The sequence below is a fragment of the Synechococcus sp. PCC 7335 genome, assembly GCF_000155595.1.
GTDB lineage: Bacteria > Cyanobacteriota > Cyanobacteriia > Phormidesmidales > Phormidesmidaceae > Phormidesmis.
On sequence record NZ_DS989904.1, the window covers coordinates 1181609 to 1195394 of the forward strand.

13 protein-coding genes and 1 tRNA gene are annotated in these 13786 nt (G+C 48.4%); 6 read left to right on the forward strand and 8 right to left on the reverse strand.

Features of this window, described 5'->3' with window-relative positions; translation table 11 throughout:
• Positions 1–36: 36 nt before the first annotated feature.
• The 3 genes from infB to S7335_RS05285 all read left to right on the forward strand — a co-directional run bounded on the left by infB (position 37) and on the right by S7335_RS05285 (position 4787).
• Positions 37–3117 carry a translation initiation factor IF-2 gene (infB, locus tag S7335_RS05275; protein WP_006455324.1) on the forward strand — a complete coding sequence of 1027 codons (3081 nt, stop codon included), beginning with the start codon at positions 37–39 and terminating at the stop codon, positions 3115–3117.
• A 25-nt stretch (positions 3118–3142) separates the two neighbouring features.
• Positions 3143–3994: a low-complexity tail membrane protein gene (locus S7335_RS25735; RefSeq protein WP_006455628.1), complete on the forward strand. Its 852-nt coding sequence runs from the start codon at positions 3143–3145 to the stop codon at positions 3992–3994.
• 316 nt (positions 3995–4310) lie between these two features.
• Positions 4311–4787: a hypothetical protein gene (locus S7335_RS05285; RefSeq protein WP_006457579.1), complete on the forward strand. Its 477-nt coding sequence runs from the start codon at positions 4311–4313 to the stop codon at positions 4785–4787.
• Between the two features lie 121 nt (positions 4788–4908).
• Here S7335_RS05285 and S7335_RS05290 read toward each other — a convergent pair whose 3' ends face one another.
• From S7335_RS05290 to S7335_RS05305, 4 genes are all read right to left on the reverse strand, one after another.
• Complete coding sequence (locus tag S7335_RS05290) at positions 4909–5895, reverse strand: nucleoside hydrolase (RefSeq protein ID WP_006457614.1); 987 nt, start codon at positions 5893–5895, stop codon at positions 4909–4911.
• A gap of 390 nt (positions 5896–6285) precedes the next feature.
• Positions 6286–6564: an ATP-binding protein gene (locus S7335_RS25740; RefSeq protein WP_083785044.1), complete on the reverse strand. Its 279-nt coding sequence runs from the start codon at positions 6562–6564 to the stop codon at positions 6286–6288.
• A 109-nt stretch (positions 6565–6673) separates the two neighbouring features.
• Positions 6674–6841 (reverse strand): hypothetical protein, encoded by a 168-nt coding sequence (locus S7335_RS05300; RefSeq protein WP_157620098.1) that lies wholly within the window; start codon positions 6839–6841, stop codon positions 6674–6676.
• A 196-nt stretch (positions 6842–7037) separates the two neighbouring features.
• The gene (locus S7335_RS05305; protein ID WP_006456585.1) at positions 7038–7334 is read right to left on the reverse strand and encodes a hypothetical protein; all 297 of its coding nucleotides are present in this window, start codon (positions 7332–7334) and stop codon (positions 7038–7040) included.
• Between the two features lie 189 nt (positions 7335–7523).
• Between S7335_RS05305 and S7335_RS26655 the strand changes: the two genes are divergently transcribed.
• Positions 7524–7724 (forward strand): hypothetical protein, encoded by a 201-nt coding sequence (locus S7335_RS26655; RefSeq protein ID WP_006454199.1) that lies wholly within the window; start codon positions 7524–7526, stop codon positions 7722–7724.
• Positions 7725–7876: 152 nt separating this feature from the next.
• On the opposite strand, the gene recR is transcribed toward S7335_RS26655, so the two are convergent.
• The 3 genes from recR to S7335_RS05320 are packed head-to-tail and all read right to left on the reverse strand — an operon-like array spanning position 7877 to position 9893.
• Positions 7877–8506, reverse strand: coding sequence for a recombination mediator RecR (gene recR, locus S7335_RS05310; RefSeq protein WP_198011411.1), 630 nt, complete (start codon positions 8504–8506; stop codon positions 7877–7879).
• Positions 8507–8534: 28 nt separating this feature from the next.
• Positions 8535–8771, reverse strand: a complete 237-nt coding sequence (locus S7335_RS05315) for a hypothetical protein (RefSeq protein WP_006456074.1) — start codon at positions 8769–8771, stop codon at positions 8535–8537.
• Positions 8772–8780: 9 nt separating this feature from the next.
• Positions 8781–9893, reverse strand: coding sequence for a RuBisCO accumulation factor 1 (locus S7335_RS05320; protein WP_006455388.1), 1113 nt, complete (start codon positions 9891–9893; stop codon positions 8781–8783).
• A gap of 119 nt (positions 9894–10012) precedes the next feature.
• Between S7335_RS05320 and S7335_RS05325 the strand changes: the two genes are divergently transcribed.
• A tRNA-Ala gene (locus tag S7335_RS05325) sits at positions 10013–10085 on the forward strand.
• A gap of 177 nt (positions 10086–10262) precedes the next feature.
• Here S7335_RS05325 and S7335_RS05330 read toward each other — a convergent pair.
• Positions 10263–11270, reverse strand: coding sequence for an NAD-dependent epimerase (locus tag S7335_RS05330; protein ID WP_006456239.1), 1008 nt, complete (start codon positions 11268–11270; stop codon positions 10263–10265).
• A 217-nt stretch (positions 11271–11487) separates the two neighbouring features.
• Here S7335_RS05330 and S7335_RS05335 point away from each other — a divergent pair, with 217 nt between their 5' ends.
• Positions 11488–13638 carry a polyribonucleotide nucleotidyltransferase gene (locus tag S7335_RS05335; protein WP_006457606.1) on the forward strand — a complete coding sequence of 717 codons (2151 nt, stop codon included), beginning with the start codon at positions 11488–11490 and terminating at the stop codon, positions 13636–13638.
• Positions 13639–13786: the final 148 nt, after the last annotated feature.

The window sequence follows — 13786 nt, forward strand, 5'->3', positions numbered from 1 at the left end:
AACACATTCGTCAAGTCAGGTTTTAAGAGGATAAGGATGAACAAAGGCAAAGTGAGAATCTATGAGCTGTCAAAGGATTTAGAACTGGAAAATAAGGATATCTTGGCGATCTGCGAAAAGCTAAACATCGCGGTCAAAAGTCATAGCAGCACTATTTCAGAAGAAGACGCTGAGCAAATTAGAAAAGTAGCAACTTCATCTGATTACAAGCCCGCTCGCCGCGCGGCGCGTCCTCCTAAAGTTGACAAGCCTACTCGTAGCTCTGGCGTTAAGCCGGTTGCTAAGCCCGTTCGCCCGCCTCGCGAGCAGCAGATTCTGGAAATTCGGCGATATCCTAAGCCCGCTACGCCGCCGGGAGCGAGTCGCTCACAACCTTCATCAGCGCCAGGTGCTAAACCTAGTGCTGATGCTAAGTCCGCCACGCCTAAGCCACCTACTCTATCAGCGCCTCCTCCAAGACCTGGCAGCCGAACAGCAGCCTCTGCTGGTAGACCGTCTAATCAGGCCAACAGCGGCCCGTCGATCAGTCAGCCGCCCAATAGTGCCGGTAGTGTTGATGCTCCGGCTGTTCCGGCCTCGCCGCCTGAAGCGCCGAAAGCCGCGGCACCACCCCTAGAGCGAATCGTAACTACATCTGGTGCTACTCGCCCAGATCAGCTTAAGCCTCGTTTGGTAGCCCCCCCTTCACGCCCTGCTAACAAGCCAGCTGGGAGAAGCGAGGAAGACGACAGAAGTAGCCGGGTTGCTCGGCCTGTGCTGAAGCGTGATCGCGGTGGTCCTAGTCGCTCAGACGATAATGGCCCTAGAGAGCCTCGTCCGGGCCGCCCTAGATTAGATAGCAGTGGGGATGATGGCCTATCTGCACCACCCGCACCCAAAAAGCCTGTCTTGGAGCTGCGTCGTCCGGTCTCTCGGAAAACGGCTGTCGAGAGCACTGATACCGACGATGAAACAGATACTGATGACGATCAGTCGTTCGTAGATCCTGCGCTGGAACTGCGTCGTCCAACTGCGCCGCGTCCACCGAAAAGGCGTGATCGGACCGCCGTGGAAGACGATGACGAGCAGGAGATCCGGCCTAAGAAAGTTACTAAGACGAAGCGTCAGCGTGTCATTGTCGATGATGACGATGACTTTGAAGAGCTACAGTCGGCCAGCAGCGATGTCTCACAAGAGCAAATGAGCCTTTCGCTGATGCGTCCGCCTAAGCCTAGAGGGCAGCGCCAAGCAAAACCTGCACCAACTACCAAAAAATCGAAGCAGCGGACGCCATCTCGCCGCGAACGACGTGAGCGTAGACAAGAAGTGGTGCCTGAAAAGCCGGAAATGATCGTTTTGACTGGTGGGATAAGCGTTCACGATCTAGCAGAGCAGCTCTCAGTTCCTCAAACCGACATCATCAAGCTGCTGTTCTTCAAAGGGATTGCCACTAACGTCAACCAGACGTTAGATATGCCAACTGCTGAGATGGTAGCTACTGAATTTGGTGTAGAAGCAGTGACGGCCGAAGAAGCGCCAGAGGCTCGTAAAGTCACCGAGATGATTGATGATCAAGATCTCGATAACCTGGTTGCCCGTCCGCCTGTCGTTACCATCATGGGCCATGTCGACCATGGTAAGACCAGTCTGCTGGACTATATTCGTCAGGCAAAGGTCACAGAAGGTGAAGCAGGGGGGATTACACAGCATATTGGTGCTTACCATGTCGATCTAAAGTCGAACCCAAATAGCGATCGCAAATCTGGTCAGATTGTTTTTCTAGATACACCGGGCCACGAAGCTTTTACCGCTATGCGAGCGCGAGGTACTAGGGTGACAGACATTGCCATCCTGGTAGTGGCCGCTGACGATGGCGTTAGACCGCAGACCATTGAGGCGATTAGTCATGCTAAAGCAGCTGGTGTACCCATTGTGGTCGCTATCAACAAGATTGATAAAGAGGCGGCTAATCCAGATCGCGTGAAGCAGGAGCTGATGGAATATGAGCTTGTGCCTGAAGAGTACGGCGGCGACACCATTATGGTGCCGGTGAGTGCGATTACAGGCGAGAACGTAGACACTATTCTAGAGATGCTGCTGCTAGTCGCGGAAGTAGAAGATCTTCAGGCTAACCCTGAGCGTCTGGCTCGCGGCACTGTAATTGAAGCGCATCTGGACAAAGCTCGCGGCCCTGTGGCGACGCTGCTAGTTCAGAATGGTACGCTAAAGATCGGTGATGCTTTTGCCGCGGGGCCTGTGTTTGGTCGAGTAAAAGCGATGATTGACGACCGAGGCCATCGCTCTGAAGAAGTCAAACCCTCTTTTGCGGTGGAAGTGCTCGGCCTAAACGACGTGCCCCCAGCAGGTGAAGAGTTTGAGGTGTATTCAGAAGAGCGCAATGCTCGCGCAGCAGCAGACGAAAAGGCCATTGAACAGCGGCAGTCTCGTCTAGCTCAAACGATGGCTTCACGCCGCGTCACTCTCAACTCTTTGTCGGAGCAAGCTAAAGAAGGTGAGCTCAAAGAGTTGAACTTGATTCTAAAAGCAGACGTACAGGGCTCCTTAGAAGCTATTCTTGGATCTTTACAGCAGCTGCCTCAAAATGAAGTCCAAATTCGAGTGCTGATGGCAGCGCCGGGTGAAATCAGCGAGACAGACGTAGATCTAGCGGCAGCCAGTGGCGCGGTGATTATCGGCTTCAACACCACAGTTTCGAACAGTGCGCGCCTAGAAGCTGACAATATGGGTGTGGACATCCAAGACTACGACATCATCTATAAGCTCCTAGAGGATATCGAAGGCGCGATGGAGGGTCTGCTAGAGCCTGAGATGGTTGAAGAATCATTGGGTCAAGTGGAAGTCCGTGCTGTCTTCCCTGTGCGCAAAGGAACGGTTGCTGGTTGCTATGTGCTTTCTGGTAAGGTAACGCGTAATTGCCGAGTTAGGGTTAATCGGGGTGGTGACGTTGTTTACGTAGGCAACCTGGATTCGCTCAAACGGATGAAAGACGATGCTAAAGAAGTTAACGCTGGCTTTGAATGCGGTATCGCGGTCGGTGGCTTCAATGACTGGAAAGAAGGCGACATTATCGATGCCTTCAAGATGGTGTCTCAGCGGCGGACACTGGCACGAGTGTAGAGGCTCACTACAGACCTAAATAGCGATGATTGAGTTGCAGCAGAACCGCTACCTTTGGATACATTTCGCCGGGTTGGCGTTTGTTCCTCTGCTGCTGGATGTCTGCTTAGCAGGGCTTGCTTCGGCAGGGCCTGCTTTGCCTTTTCATGGGCAGTTCTGGGCGATCGCCCTAGTTGGAATCGTCCCCGCTTTAGCTATGCAGTGGTTCAAACCCTTCTACATTTTCAGTTTGCCACCTTCTGCTTTAAGTCCCGCTGCACTAAGTGAAGATCAGCGACGGTGTTTACAGATTTTTAAATCTTGGCAGATCAAAGCCTTATCAGTGATAGTGGCTATTTTCTCACTATGGCTATTGAAGCAGATCTACCTATTGCTGCCGCAGATTAGTCCGCTAATGACGCCAAACGCTGGATTGATTTGGGGCGCGATCGCGTTTTTCATAGCTTCTAGCTTCATGCAAATTTCTATCAGTGCAGGAAGAGCGTTGCTAATTGGGCCAACGGCCTTAAAGCGAGTTCCTGCTGTAGACGAAAGTGCGATCGCCACTGACTTTCTCATTCTAGGTATCCGGCTTAATCAACTCTTACCAGCGGTCCCTGACCCGCCAGCAACGGGGAAAATAGCCCTAGAGGAGATGGCTACAGAATTCGATAAAGAGATTCAAGCAGCTCATGAAACGACAGTGATAGCCGAACCGGATCAAACTTCTTCGGTAGAAGTACCAGGTGAAGACATACAGCCCTCTAATAGCGAACCGGCAGAAGTCCTAGAACCATCAGAACCATCAGTAGATGTAGAGTCGCCAGCGGATGAGGCTAGTGAAGTAGAAGTTGTCATTCCTGAAAGCCTTCCCCCTGAAGAAGGTTCATCACCATAGTTGAATTTGGGCTCGGGTTAGCGCCCTCTCGAACACGAGAACTCCTTTGCCTCATAGGTAGAACAACTCTTGGAGATCTATAGTATGTACCGACTTCGTCTTCTTCGGGCCTAACAGATTCTGTCCAAGAGCAGTCGCTATTAGCGTGACCAGGAGTTGCTTTATGAGTGGAAGCTGAAGATTGCCTATATACTTTCTTCTGAATCATTTCGTTTGTTCTTAGATACCCCTTACTCTACCCTCACCAGCCCATTACTTGTAGCTGGCATTCTTAAATCAATGAAGCAAACATATTGATTTCTAAAGGAGCCAACTCATGAAAACCCTATTCATTTCCACTCTTGCATTGACTGCTGCTACATTAGTTCTCTCCCCTGTTGCCAATGCAGCCGAAGTTGTTTCTACTTCTGTCCAGCAACGTCGCCTAGAGGTGCTTGACACGCAAACCAAAGCGGTTGAAAACGTTCAAAAATCTCGTCTAGAGCACCTAGACAGCCAGACCAAGGCGACTGATAACGTTCAGACTACACGTTTGGAATTTCTCGACAATCAAACTAAAGCCGTTGGCGATATTCAGAAAGTTCGTCTAGAGCACCTAGATAGCCAAACTAAAGCGGTTGAAAACGTTCAAAAATCACGCCTTGAATTTCTAGACGACCAAACCAAAGCGGTTGAAGACGTTCAGACTACCCGACTAGAATTTCTCGACAACCAAACTAAAGCCGTTGGCGATATTCAAAAAGTCCGTCTAGAGCACCTAGATAGCCAAACTAAGGCCATTAACAACATTTAACATGCGCCCGCCACTCATTCCTGAACAATAGAATCGAATGACGCATTGTTGTGCTGATGCCGTCAAAGCCTAGACCTTAGAAGTCTAGGCTTTCTAACGTGACCACTCTCGCTTCGATCACTCACTCGGCTATCAGATACTTCAAATCCTCGATAAAGTTAGTGAAGAACTTTATAGCATCAACTTGCAAGGCAACCCAGGCATTTGAATTAGGCTTTGCGCACTGACGCGTATCTATTAAAGCTTGCCCTTTCGTCCATTCGCCCTGGGTTTCGATTCGAATCTTCGCGCGTTGCATTACCAGCGTATCAGGATAGAAAAGATAGCCCAAGGTTGCCGCGTCGTGAATTAAAAAGCCTAACTCTCCGCTAGTTTCCCGATATTTCAGAGCGGTTTCAACCATGAATTGACAGAGCTGCACTATAAACCGAGCTAGCTGGCTGTGGGGATTTGGCTCAATTACCGCCTTAGCCATCTCTTGAGTGAATACCAAATTTTGAGTTACATCTAAGGGCAATACAACAATATCATCGCGGCTATCAAATACCACCTGAGCGGCTTTAGGATTGAACCAAACGTTGAACTCTGCGATTGGTGTGACATTTCCTGAACAGTGAAATGCCCCTCCCATCACTACAACTTCCTTAGCTTGTTTAAGAATGCCGGGCTGTTTGATCTCAGCCGCAGCTAGATTGGTTAAGGGCCCAATAGCAACAATAGTAATAGTGCCGGGGTTGCTATTTAACTGTTCTATTAGTAATTCGTCAGCCATGATAGCAGACTCATAGTCGCTGGTTGACGGCGGTAGAATTCGAGATAAATTTCCCATACCGTCTGCTCCATGGATGTGAGCAGCATCTTTTGAATCTTCTTGAATCAAAACCCCACGCCCCACAGGTATGTTAGAAAAACCAGTCAGTTCAAGGATTTGGTTGCTATTTCTAAAGGTTTGGTGAGCAGCGACGTTGCCTACTGCAGTGGTAATAGCAACTAGCTCAGCATGCTGTTGTCTAACCAAGCTCAGCGCCCACAGAATGGCAAAAATATCATCGCCGCCAGGGTCAGTGTCTATGATGATCTTGGTCGCTGCTATCGGAGATGGGGACATATCAGAACTCTTAGTCTTTCCAAAGGCCGATGATACAACTATTCTTTTGTTAAGAAGTAGACTCGATCGACAGTAAGACAAATCAAGTGATCTTAAAGCCTTACTCTACAATGGGCCGAACTATATTTTTAGGACTCTTTCGGCGCCTGCTCCGTATAGGGGTTTCTACTACTTCTTAAGTCCAAGTCTGATAACCCTTATCTCCTTTGGATGAGAGCATTCGAATATCATAAGTCTCATACCAATTCTACGACCTTAGTATGCGGTGATAGCTTTCACGCTTTCATCATTGCACCTTATGTGTGGGTATAGCTCCACTATTCGCTCAGTTAGACTATCTTTCAGATCGCTTTGATATTTCGATGGCGGTAGGTAGAATGATCTCTCCTATCATCTGTTTTCTACCTTTTCTCTAACTTCATGCTCTGATGATGAAGTAGATTTTTTCGATGCACCTGCAACAACTGGAATCTGAACAATAAACTCACTACCTTGACTGACAATAGATCGACAAGATAGGTCGTCATGGTGCTTTTGGGAAATAATACTATAGCTAATAGAAAGCCCCATTCCTGTTCCTTTCCCTATTGGTTTAGTCATGTAGAAAGTGTCAAAGATACGAGTTCGAACCTCGACTGGGATACCGAGGCCGTTGTCGATGATAGTAATCTCTACCTAGTCACATCTTTCTCTAGTAAAGCTAGAGGTGCGCAGCGAAATATGTCCCTGATAATTGTTCTGATGTCTTTCTGCTGCTTCCTTGCCTGCATCAACAGCGTTAGCCAAAAGATTCATAAACCGCCTGTTTTAGCAAGCCCGGGTAGCACTCTACAGAAGGCAGCGTTCCATAGTTCTTTCCTACAGTAATCGCTGGGCGTTCCGTTCCTTTTGCTAATCGATGCTTCAAGATCAGTAAAGTATCCTCTAACGCTTCGTGAATATTCACTGACTTAGATCCTTGTTCATCAGATCGAGAAAAGTTCCTCAATGAAAGAACAATCTCTTTAATACGTTCAGAGCCCACCTGTGTGGATCTCAAAATCTTCGGTAAGCCCTCTTTATCAAAATTGATATCAGCTTCTGCAAGTCTGTTCAGTTAGCTCTTTTGACCACTGCTGTATTCCATTCCCGTACACTTCTTTTTATAGCTGGTAGGTCTTGCCAAACAAGAAGTCTATTGCCCGATCAGACTGATTGTCACGAATAAGTTTGAACGCATCGTTCTTCATATCAAAGAGTTTCAAGTTAGCGTCATTGATTTGGGCAGCATGGCGAGCGTAGGTATTTGGTGCTAGTTCAATGGCGTGGTTGATTGAATCTGTTAGAAGAGGTTCGTAGGTGTCGTAACGATTTATTGAGTGCTGTAGAGACTCTGGAGTTGACAGTCTGAAGTTGCTATATAGATCTATATATGAGAGCTGCTCTTGAAGCTTTGACATAGCGCTCTAGACTTTTAAACAAGACTAAAGGTCTCTAGTCCATTTGCCTTCAATTTACGTTGTTGTAAATTGTGGTTTTTCTTACAATTTGTGTTTGGTCCTTAAGCTAGGATCAATAGATGAGAGGAGTGAGTCAATTCCACACTTGTTGCCCCAACGCCCCCTAAAAGCCCAAACTGGAGACCACCTATGACAAATTCGTCATCTATCAGCTCAACTCATCCCGCACAACATACTGAGCTTTGGCAGAGTTTGAAGAGTGCGATCGCAAACAGCTCTGGTTTTCAAAGCTGGTACTCTGAGCAATCTAGCTCCCTAGTGACCGCTACGTCTACAGAAAATATGGTGCGACTGTACTTGCGTGAGACGTTAGAAACGTTAGCGTACTAATTGGTTGCCGATACTTCCATTGCCCGTTTTTGATCTGACTCAAACAACTCTTTTAATTTTAGTATTCTAAAACTTTGATCAGAAGAGTTTTTTGAGTTCTAGGCAGTTGTGAGGTCATCTTTAACTTGCCCAGGATGCTCCTCAAGCGCTGCTTAGGCGTCTAGCTCTCGACGGCCTTCTAACGCTCTAGCTAGCGTTACCTCGTCTGCATATTCTAAGTCACCGCCCATAGGTAGCCCAAACGCGATCCGAGTGACTTTGGTGAATGGCTTCAGCAGCTGGCCAACATACAGCGTAGTTGTATCGCCTTCGATACTAGGACTGATTGCTAAGATTGCCTCACTGATGCCTTCCCTATTTACTCTATGAACTAGCTGCCCTACATTCAGTTGTTCTGGGCCAATGCCATCCATTGGCGAAATTAAGCCGCCGAGTACGTGATATCTTCCCTTGTATTCACGTGTCTTTTCTAGCGCAATCACATCTTTAGATTCGGCTACTACACAGATTGTATTGCGATCGCGCGACTGGGAACGGCAAATATTGCACACCGGCTCAGCTGATAGGTGAAAGCATTGTGAGCACTGGCCTACCTGATTTTTTGCGTCAATTAAAGCATTTGCTAACGCTCTGACCTCAGCTTCGGGCCGCTTCAGCATATGCATCGCTAGTCGCTGCGCTGATTTAGGTCCAATACCAGGCAGGCGTTGAAATTCTTCAATCAATTTAGCTAAGGGGCGGGTGTAGATAGAAAGACTCCTAAGAAAGTATGAAGAACAAATCGTGAAGTTTTGAAGCTGATGGTTACATCTACGATTCCTCAGCTTCAGTTTCAAGTTGTGCTGGGGGTGAGCCAACTTGTTCGCTTTTGCCACGAACCGGCGGTAGGCTATCAACTAGCCCCATTTCAAAAGCAGCATCAGGAAGCTGACCAGCTAGATATTTCCCAGGTTCAAATAGCCCGCTAGGGGTCATACACACTTGGCGAAGCTCGACAATCTCGGTTTCAGCAAATATTTCTCTAGATAAGCGGCGTTCGAGGGCCATATCGTATCCTTATTCGTCTGTCTGCCAATACTCTTGAGTATAGTCCTCATCGAATATTTTCTTGGGACGCATGATCAAAGCGAGCCCGCCCAAAATCTGGACGTCTGGCTGGGTTTCAAACCAGCTGATCTCTATTTTTCCATCTGCGTCAATGATGAAATAGCTAAATTCATCCCACTGGCGCTTAGCCCGATCGACTATTATCAGCACCTCTTCATCGTCATAGCCATCAGGTGGATTAGGCAGCTGTCCATACTTGGCGAGTAGGGCAATCGGATCTTCGGTCTTTAGAATGACTTGCCATCCAGGAACAGGCACCCAAGCGCCGGTTCCAGAAAATTTGACTAGTCCGAAGGCGTCTTCTGGTTCGACCATCGGTACTTGTTTGTAGTCTGCTGTTGACAGCGGCATTCGGCCTGCTACTGGAACGATAACAGGTGAGTCGGCTTCGTTCTCTAGCCGGAAGATGGGCAGTCTAGGCGCAGCTTTTGACGATACCACTGTGAAGTCGATTAGTAGCTTTTCGATTTTGCTACGAGCGCTATCAGAGGTTGCAAATCGCAAACTCTGTGCAATCAGCCGTGATCTCGCTTGCAAATCACTTTGCTGACGGGCTAAGCGCCAGTAGTAATAGGCAGCGGCGTCGCCCATGGTTTTCTCAAAGCCAGGGGGTGGCGTTTCGCTGTAGTAAAAGTCTCTAAGCCCTTTAACGATCTCTTTAACCTGCTCGCTATCTAGACCGTGGCTAAAGGCAAAATCAGCAGCGGTAGCGCGGCGCTCTTGAGGCAGAATTCTAAATTCGTAGAGGCTATCACTGCCTCTAGTTTGATAGTGGGTTGCGGTTTGCTCACTCACGCCACCCGCCAGCATAGAGTCAAAGACCTGAGCGGCGACGATTAGCTGGTTTTGCTGGATGGGCTCGAACCCAGTCGCCTCAAAAACGTCTTGAGGGCTCATCTTTGCTCTTTGCAGCCTCTGACAGGCTTTGCCCCAATCTACCCAGCTACCCTCTTTGCGTCGTAGCTTTTGAACGGTGCTTTGAATTTCCAGCTGATCTAGACTTTCTGGACTGTCAGGTTCGCCGGGTTTGGCGCTAGATGCGCTGGGGGGGTAAGCGGTCATAGATGGTTGACGCAATTCTCGTTTCTACGTAATTATAGTAGTCTAAGCAAATGTTCGGTTAAGCTGGTTTGCTTAATGACACAACCGCAAACAGTGGCTTAAGACGGACCGTAGAATAAGGGGCTATAGCGCAGCTGGTAGCGCACCTCAATGGCATTGAGGGGGTCAGGAGTTCGAATCTCCTTAGCTCCATTCATCTAAATATCTAAAGATTTCGCCTAAAGGTTTTGTTTAGCAAGGTCTTACTCTTGTAGATCTCACCACGTAGATCTCACTGATAAACTCAAGTCGAGTATGTAGAACCGGACGTGGAGAACTGTCGGTCGAGCTGTGTGTAGAGTGCTGCACTTGAGCAAGCGTATCCTTTGCTCATGACACGCCATACTGCTCTCTATACCAGTCTACAAATTTCTGAATGCCCACAGACAGTGGTGTCGAAGGCTTGAATCCAACATCGTCCATTAGATCTTGTACATCGGCGTAGGTGACAGGGACATCGCCTGGCTGCATTGGCAGCATGATTTTCTCTGCTTTTTTGCCCATAGCCACCTCAATGGTGGTGATGAAGTCCATGAGCGTGACAGGGCTGTGATTGCCGATGTTGTAGATCTTGTAAGGAGCGTTGGTATCTTTATTCTCGGCAGCGGCTTCTGCTTTACTCAGTGGGGTCGGAGGACGATTCATAACTCTGATAATGCCCTCAACAACATCGTCTATGTAGGTAAAGTCGCGCTTCATTTTGCCATGGTTATAGACATCGATTGAATTTCCTTTGGCGATCGCATCGACAAACTTAAAGTACGCCATATCTGGTCTGCCCCAAGGGCCATACACCGTGAAAAACCTCAGCCCCGTCATCGGTAAACCGTACAGGTGGCTATAGGCATGGGCCATCAACTCGTTCGACTTTTTGGTTGCGGCATAGAGTGAGACGGGATGGTCGACTCGGTCGTCTGTGGCAAAGGGGACTTTCTTGTTCTTGCCATAGACGGAGCTAGAGGAAGCAAAGACTAAATGACCCACCTTACTCTGACGACAGCCTTCTAAGATATTGACAAAGCCCAACAGGTTGCTATCCGCGTATGCAAGTGGATTTTGTAAGGAGTAACGCACGCCTGCTTGGGCCGCTAAATGCACCACACACTCAAACGAATGCTGTCCAAAAAGATCGCTCATAGCCGTGCGATCGCTAATGTCTATCTGTCCAAAGCTGAAGTTTGAAAACGGCTTAAGCTGAGCTAGTCTGCCCTCTTTCAAAGAGACGTCGTAATAATCATTCATGACATCTATGCCGTAGACTGACTTGCCTGCCTCTAAAAGCCTTAGTGATAGGTAGAACCCAATGAACCCGGCAGCGCCAGTTACAAGAATCGCCATGTTGAGAAGATAGTAAAGGTCGGACTCTGATTAAACATTGTGACGTGACTCTACGAAAACGGTAGTCAAGTCTTTGTGAAGCAGTTAAACCCTCGTCATATCAAAGCAGATTGAGTTTTAGCCGCTTTCGTCACCGCAAGCGCAAGGCTTCGTCATCAGTGATACGATTGCCAAAGCACAAAATGAGAAAACTTAAAGAGAGTATAAGGACGCATCAATGCAGGAAATTGATAAGTCGATTTCAATCGACGGCCGAGACATTCAGCTAAAAGCGGGACTGTTTGCTCCGCAAGCGGGAGGCTCGGTGCTGATAAGTTCTGGCGATACGGCTGTATTGGTTACAGCTACACGCTCTAGCGGTAGAGAAGGGATTGACTTCCTGCCTTTGCTAGTAGATTACGAGGAACGACTATACGCCGCAGGTCGCATTCCCGGTGGATTTTTGCGTAGAGAGGGCCGCCCTCCTGAGCGAGCAACATTAACCAGTCGCCTGATTGACAGGCCCATGCGACCCTTATTCCCCCAGTGGATTCGTGATGACATTCAAATTGTCGCAACCACCCTTTCGATGGATGAGGATGTCCCCCCTGATGTCTTAGCAGCGACTGGCGCGTCAATTGCTGTTTTGCTAGCTGAGATCCCCTTTAATGGTCCGATGGCGACCGTGCGCGTAGGGTTAGTTGGAGACGACTTCATTATCAACCCTACCTATCAAGAGATTGAAAATGGAGAACTCGATCTAATCGTTGCCGGCTCACCTGATGGCGTGATTATGGTTGAGGCCGGCGCCAACCAGCTACCTGAACAGGATGTAATTGAGGCGATCGACTTTGGCTACGAAGTGGTTCGCGATCTAATTCAAGCGCAGCTGGATTTGGTAGAAGAGCTGGGACTGGAAAGGCCTACTGAACCCGCGCCTGTAGCCGATCCTAGTTTAGAAGCGTTTCTCAGTGATCGCGCGACAGCCGATATTAAAGAAGTCCTCAAGCAGTTCGATCAGTCCAAATCTGAACGAGATAGCAAACTAGATGCTATCAAAGCGACCATCGCCGAAGAAATTGCAGCTAAAGATGAGGACGATGCTGTTCGTATAGCAATTGATAGCAACAGCAAGGCGCTAGGTAAGTCATTCAAAAGTTTGACTAAAAAGCTAATGCGATCGCAGATCTTAGAAGAAGGCGTTCGAGTAGATGGTCGCAAGCTGGATGAAATTCGTAAAATCACCTGTCGAACAGGCGTACTGCCTACTCGTGTACACGGCACGGGTCTTTTCCGTAGAGGACTCACTCAGGTGCTGTCGGTTACGACCTTAGGGACACCAGGCGATGCTCAGATGATGGACGATCTTCATCCCGGCGAAGAAAAGAGATACTTACACCACTACAACTTTCCCCCTTATTCGGTTGGGGAAACTCGGCCAATGCGATCGCCAGGTCGTCGTGAAGTGGGGCATGGCGCTTTAGCCGAGCGCGCTCTCATACCGGTACTTCCCTCACAAGAAGACTTCCCCTACGTTATCCGGGTCGTTTCTGAATGTCTCTCTTCTAACGGGTCTACCTCGATGGGCTCGGTGTGTGGTTCGACCCTATCGTTGATGGATGCAGGTGTACCTATCATGCAGCCTGTTAGCGGCGCGGCTATGGGTCTGATTCGAGAAGGCGATGAAGTCCGTATCCTTTCTGATATTCAAGGGATTGAAGACTTCCTAGGCGATATGGACTTCAAGGTAGCGGGGACTGAAAGCGGTATCACTGCTTTACAGCTAGATATGAAAATTACTGGCCTGCCGATGGAAGTGATCGGTGAAGCGATCAACCAAGCGCGTCCTGCCCGGCTGCATATTCTCGAAAAAATGTTAGGGGAACTAGATAAGCCTCGCACTGAAGTTTCTCCCTATGCACCTCGTCTGTTAACCATGCAAGTCAAACCTGATCAGATTGGCATGGTGATTGGCCCTGGCGGTAAGCAAATTAAGGCAATCACGGAAGCAACGGGCGCTAAAGTAGACATCGAAGACGATGGTACAGTGACTATCTCTGCGGTCGACTCAGATAAAGCCAAGCAGGCTCAGAAGATGATCGAAGGTATCACCCATGTACCAGAAGCGGGTAACGTCTACATGGGCAAAGTGACTCGCGTGATTCCGATTGGTGCCTTTGTTGAGATCATGCCAGGTAAAGAAGGCATGATTCATATCTCTCAGCTTGCCGACTATCGGGTGAACAAGGTAGAAGATGAGGTCGACGTGGATGACGAAGTTTTAGTCAAAGTTCGTGAGATTGACAACCGTGGCCGCGTGAATCTAACTCGACTAGGCATTCATCCTGATGAGGCAGAAAAGGCTAAGGCAGCAGCAGGCGTTGCCTGATGACGAGTAAGAAGTGATCAGCAAGGAATGATGAATAACGGAATTGAAATTTGCTCTGACTACTTCATCATTCCGCGCTCATCCTTCATACTTGATTGCCGGAGGCAATCATTTACCTGTACGATCTAGGGTGCTATGCCTATAGAAG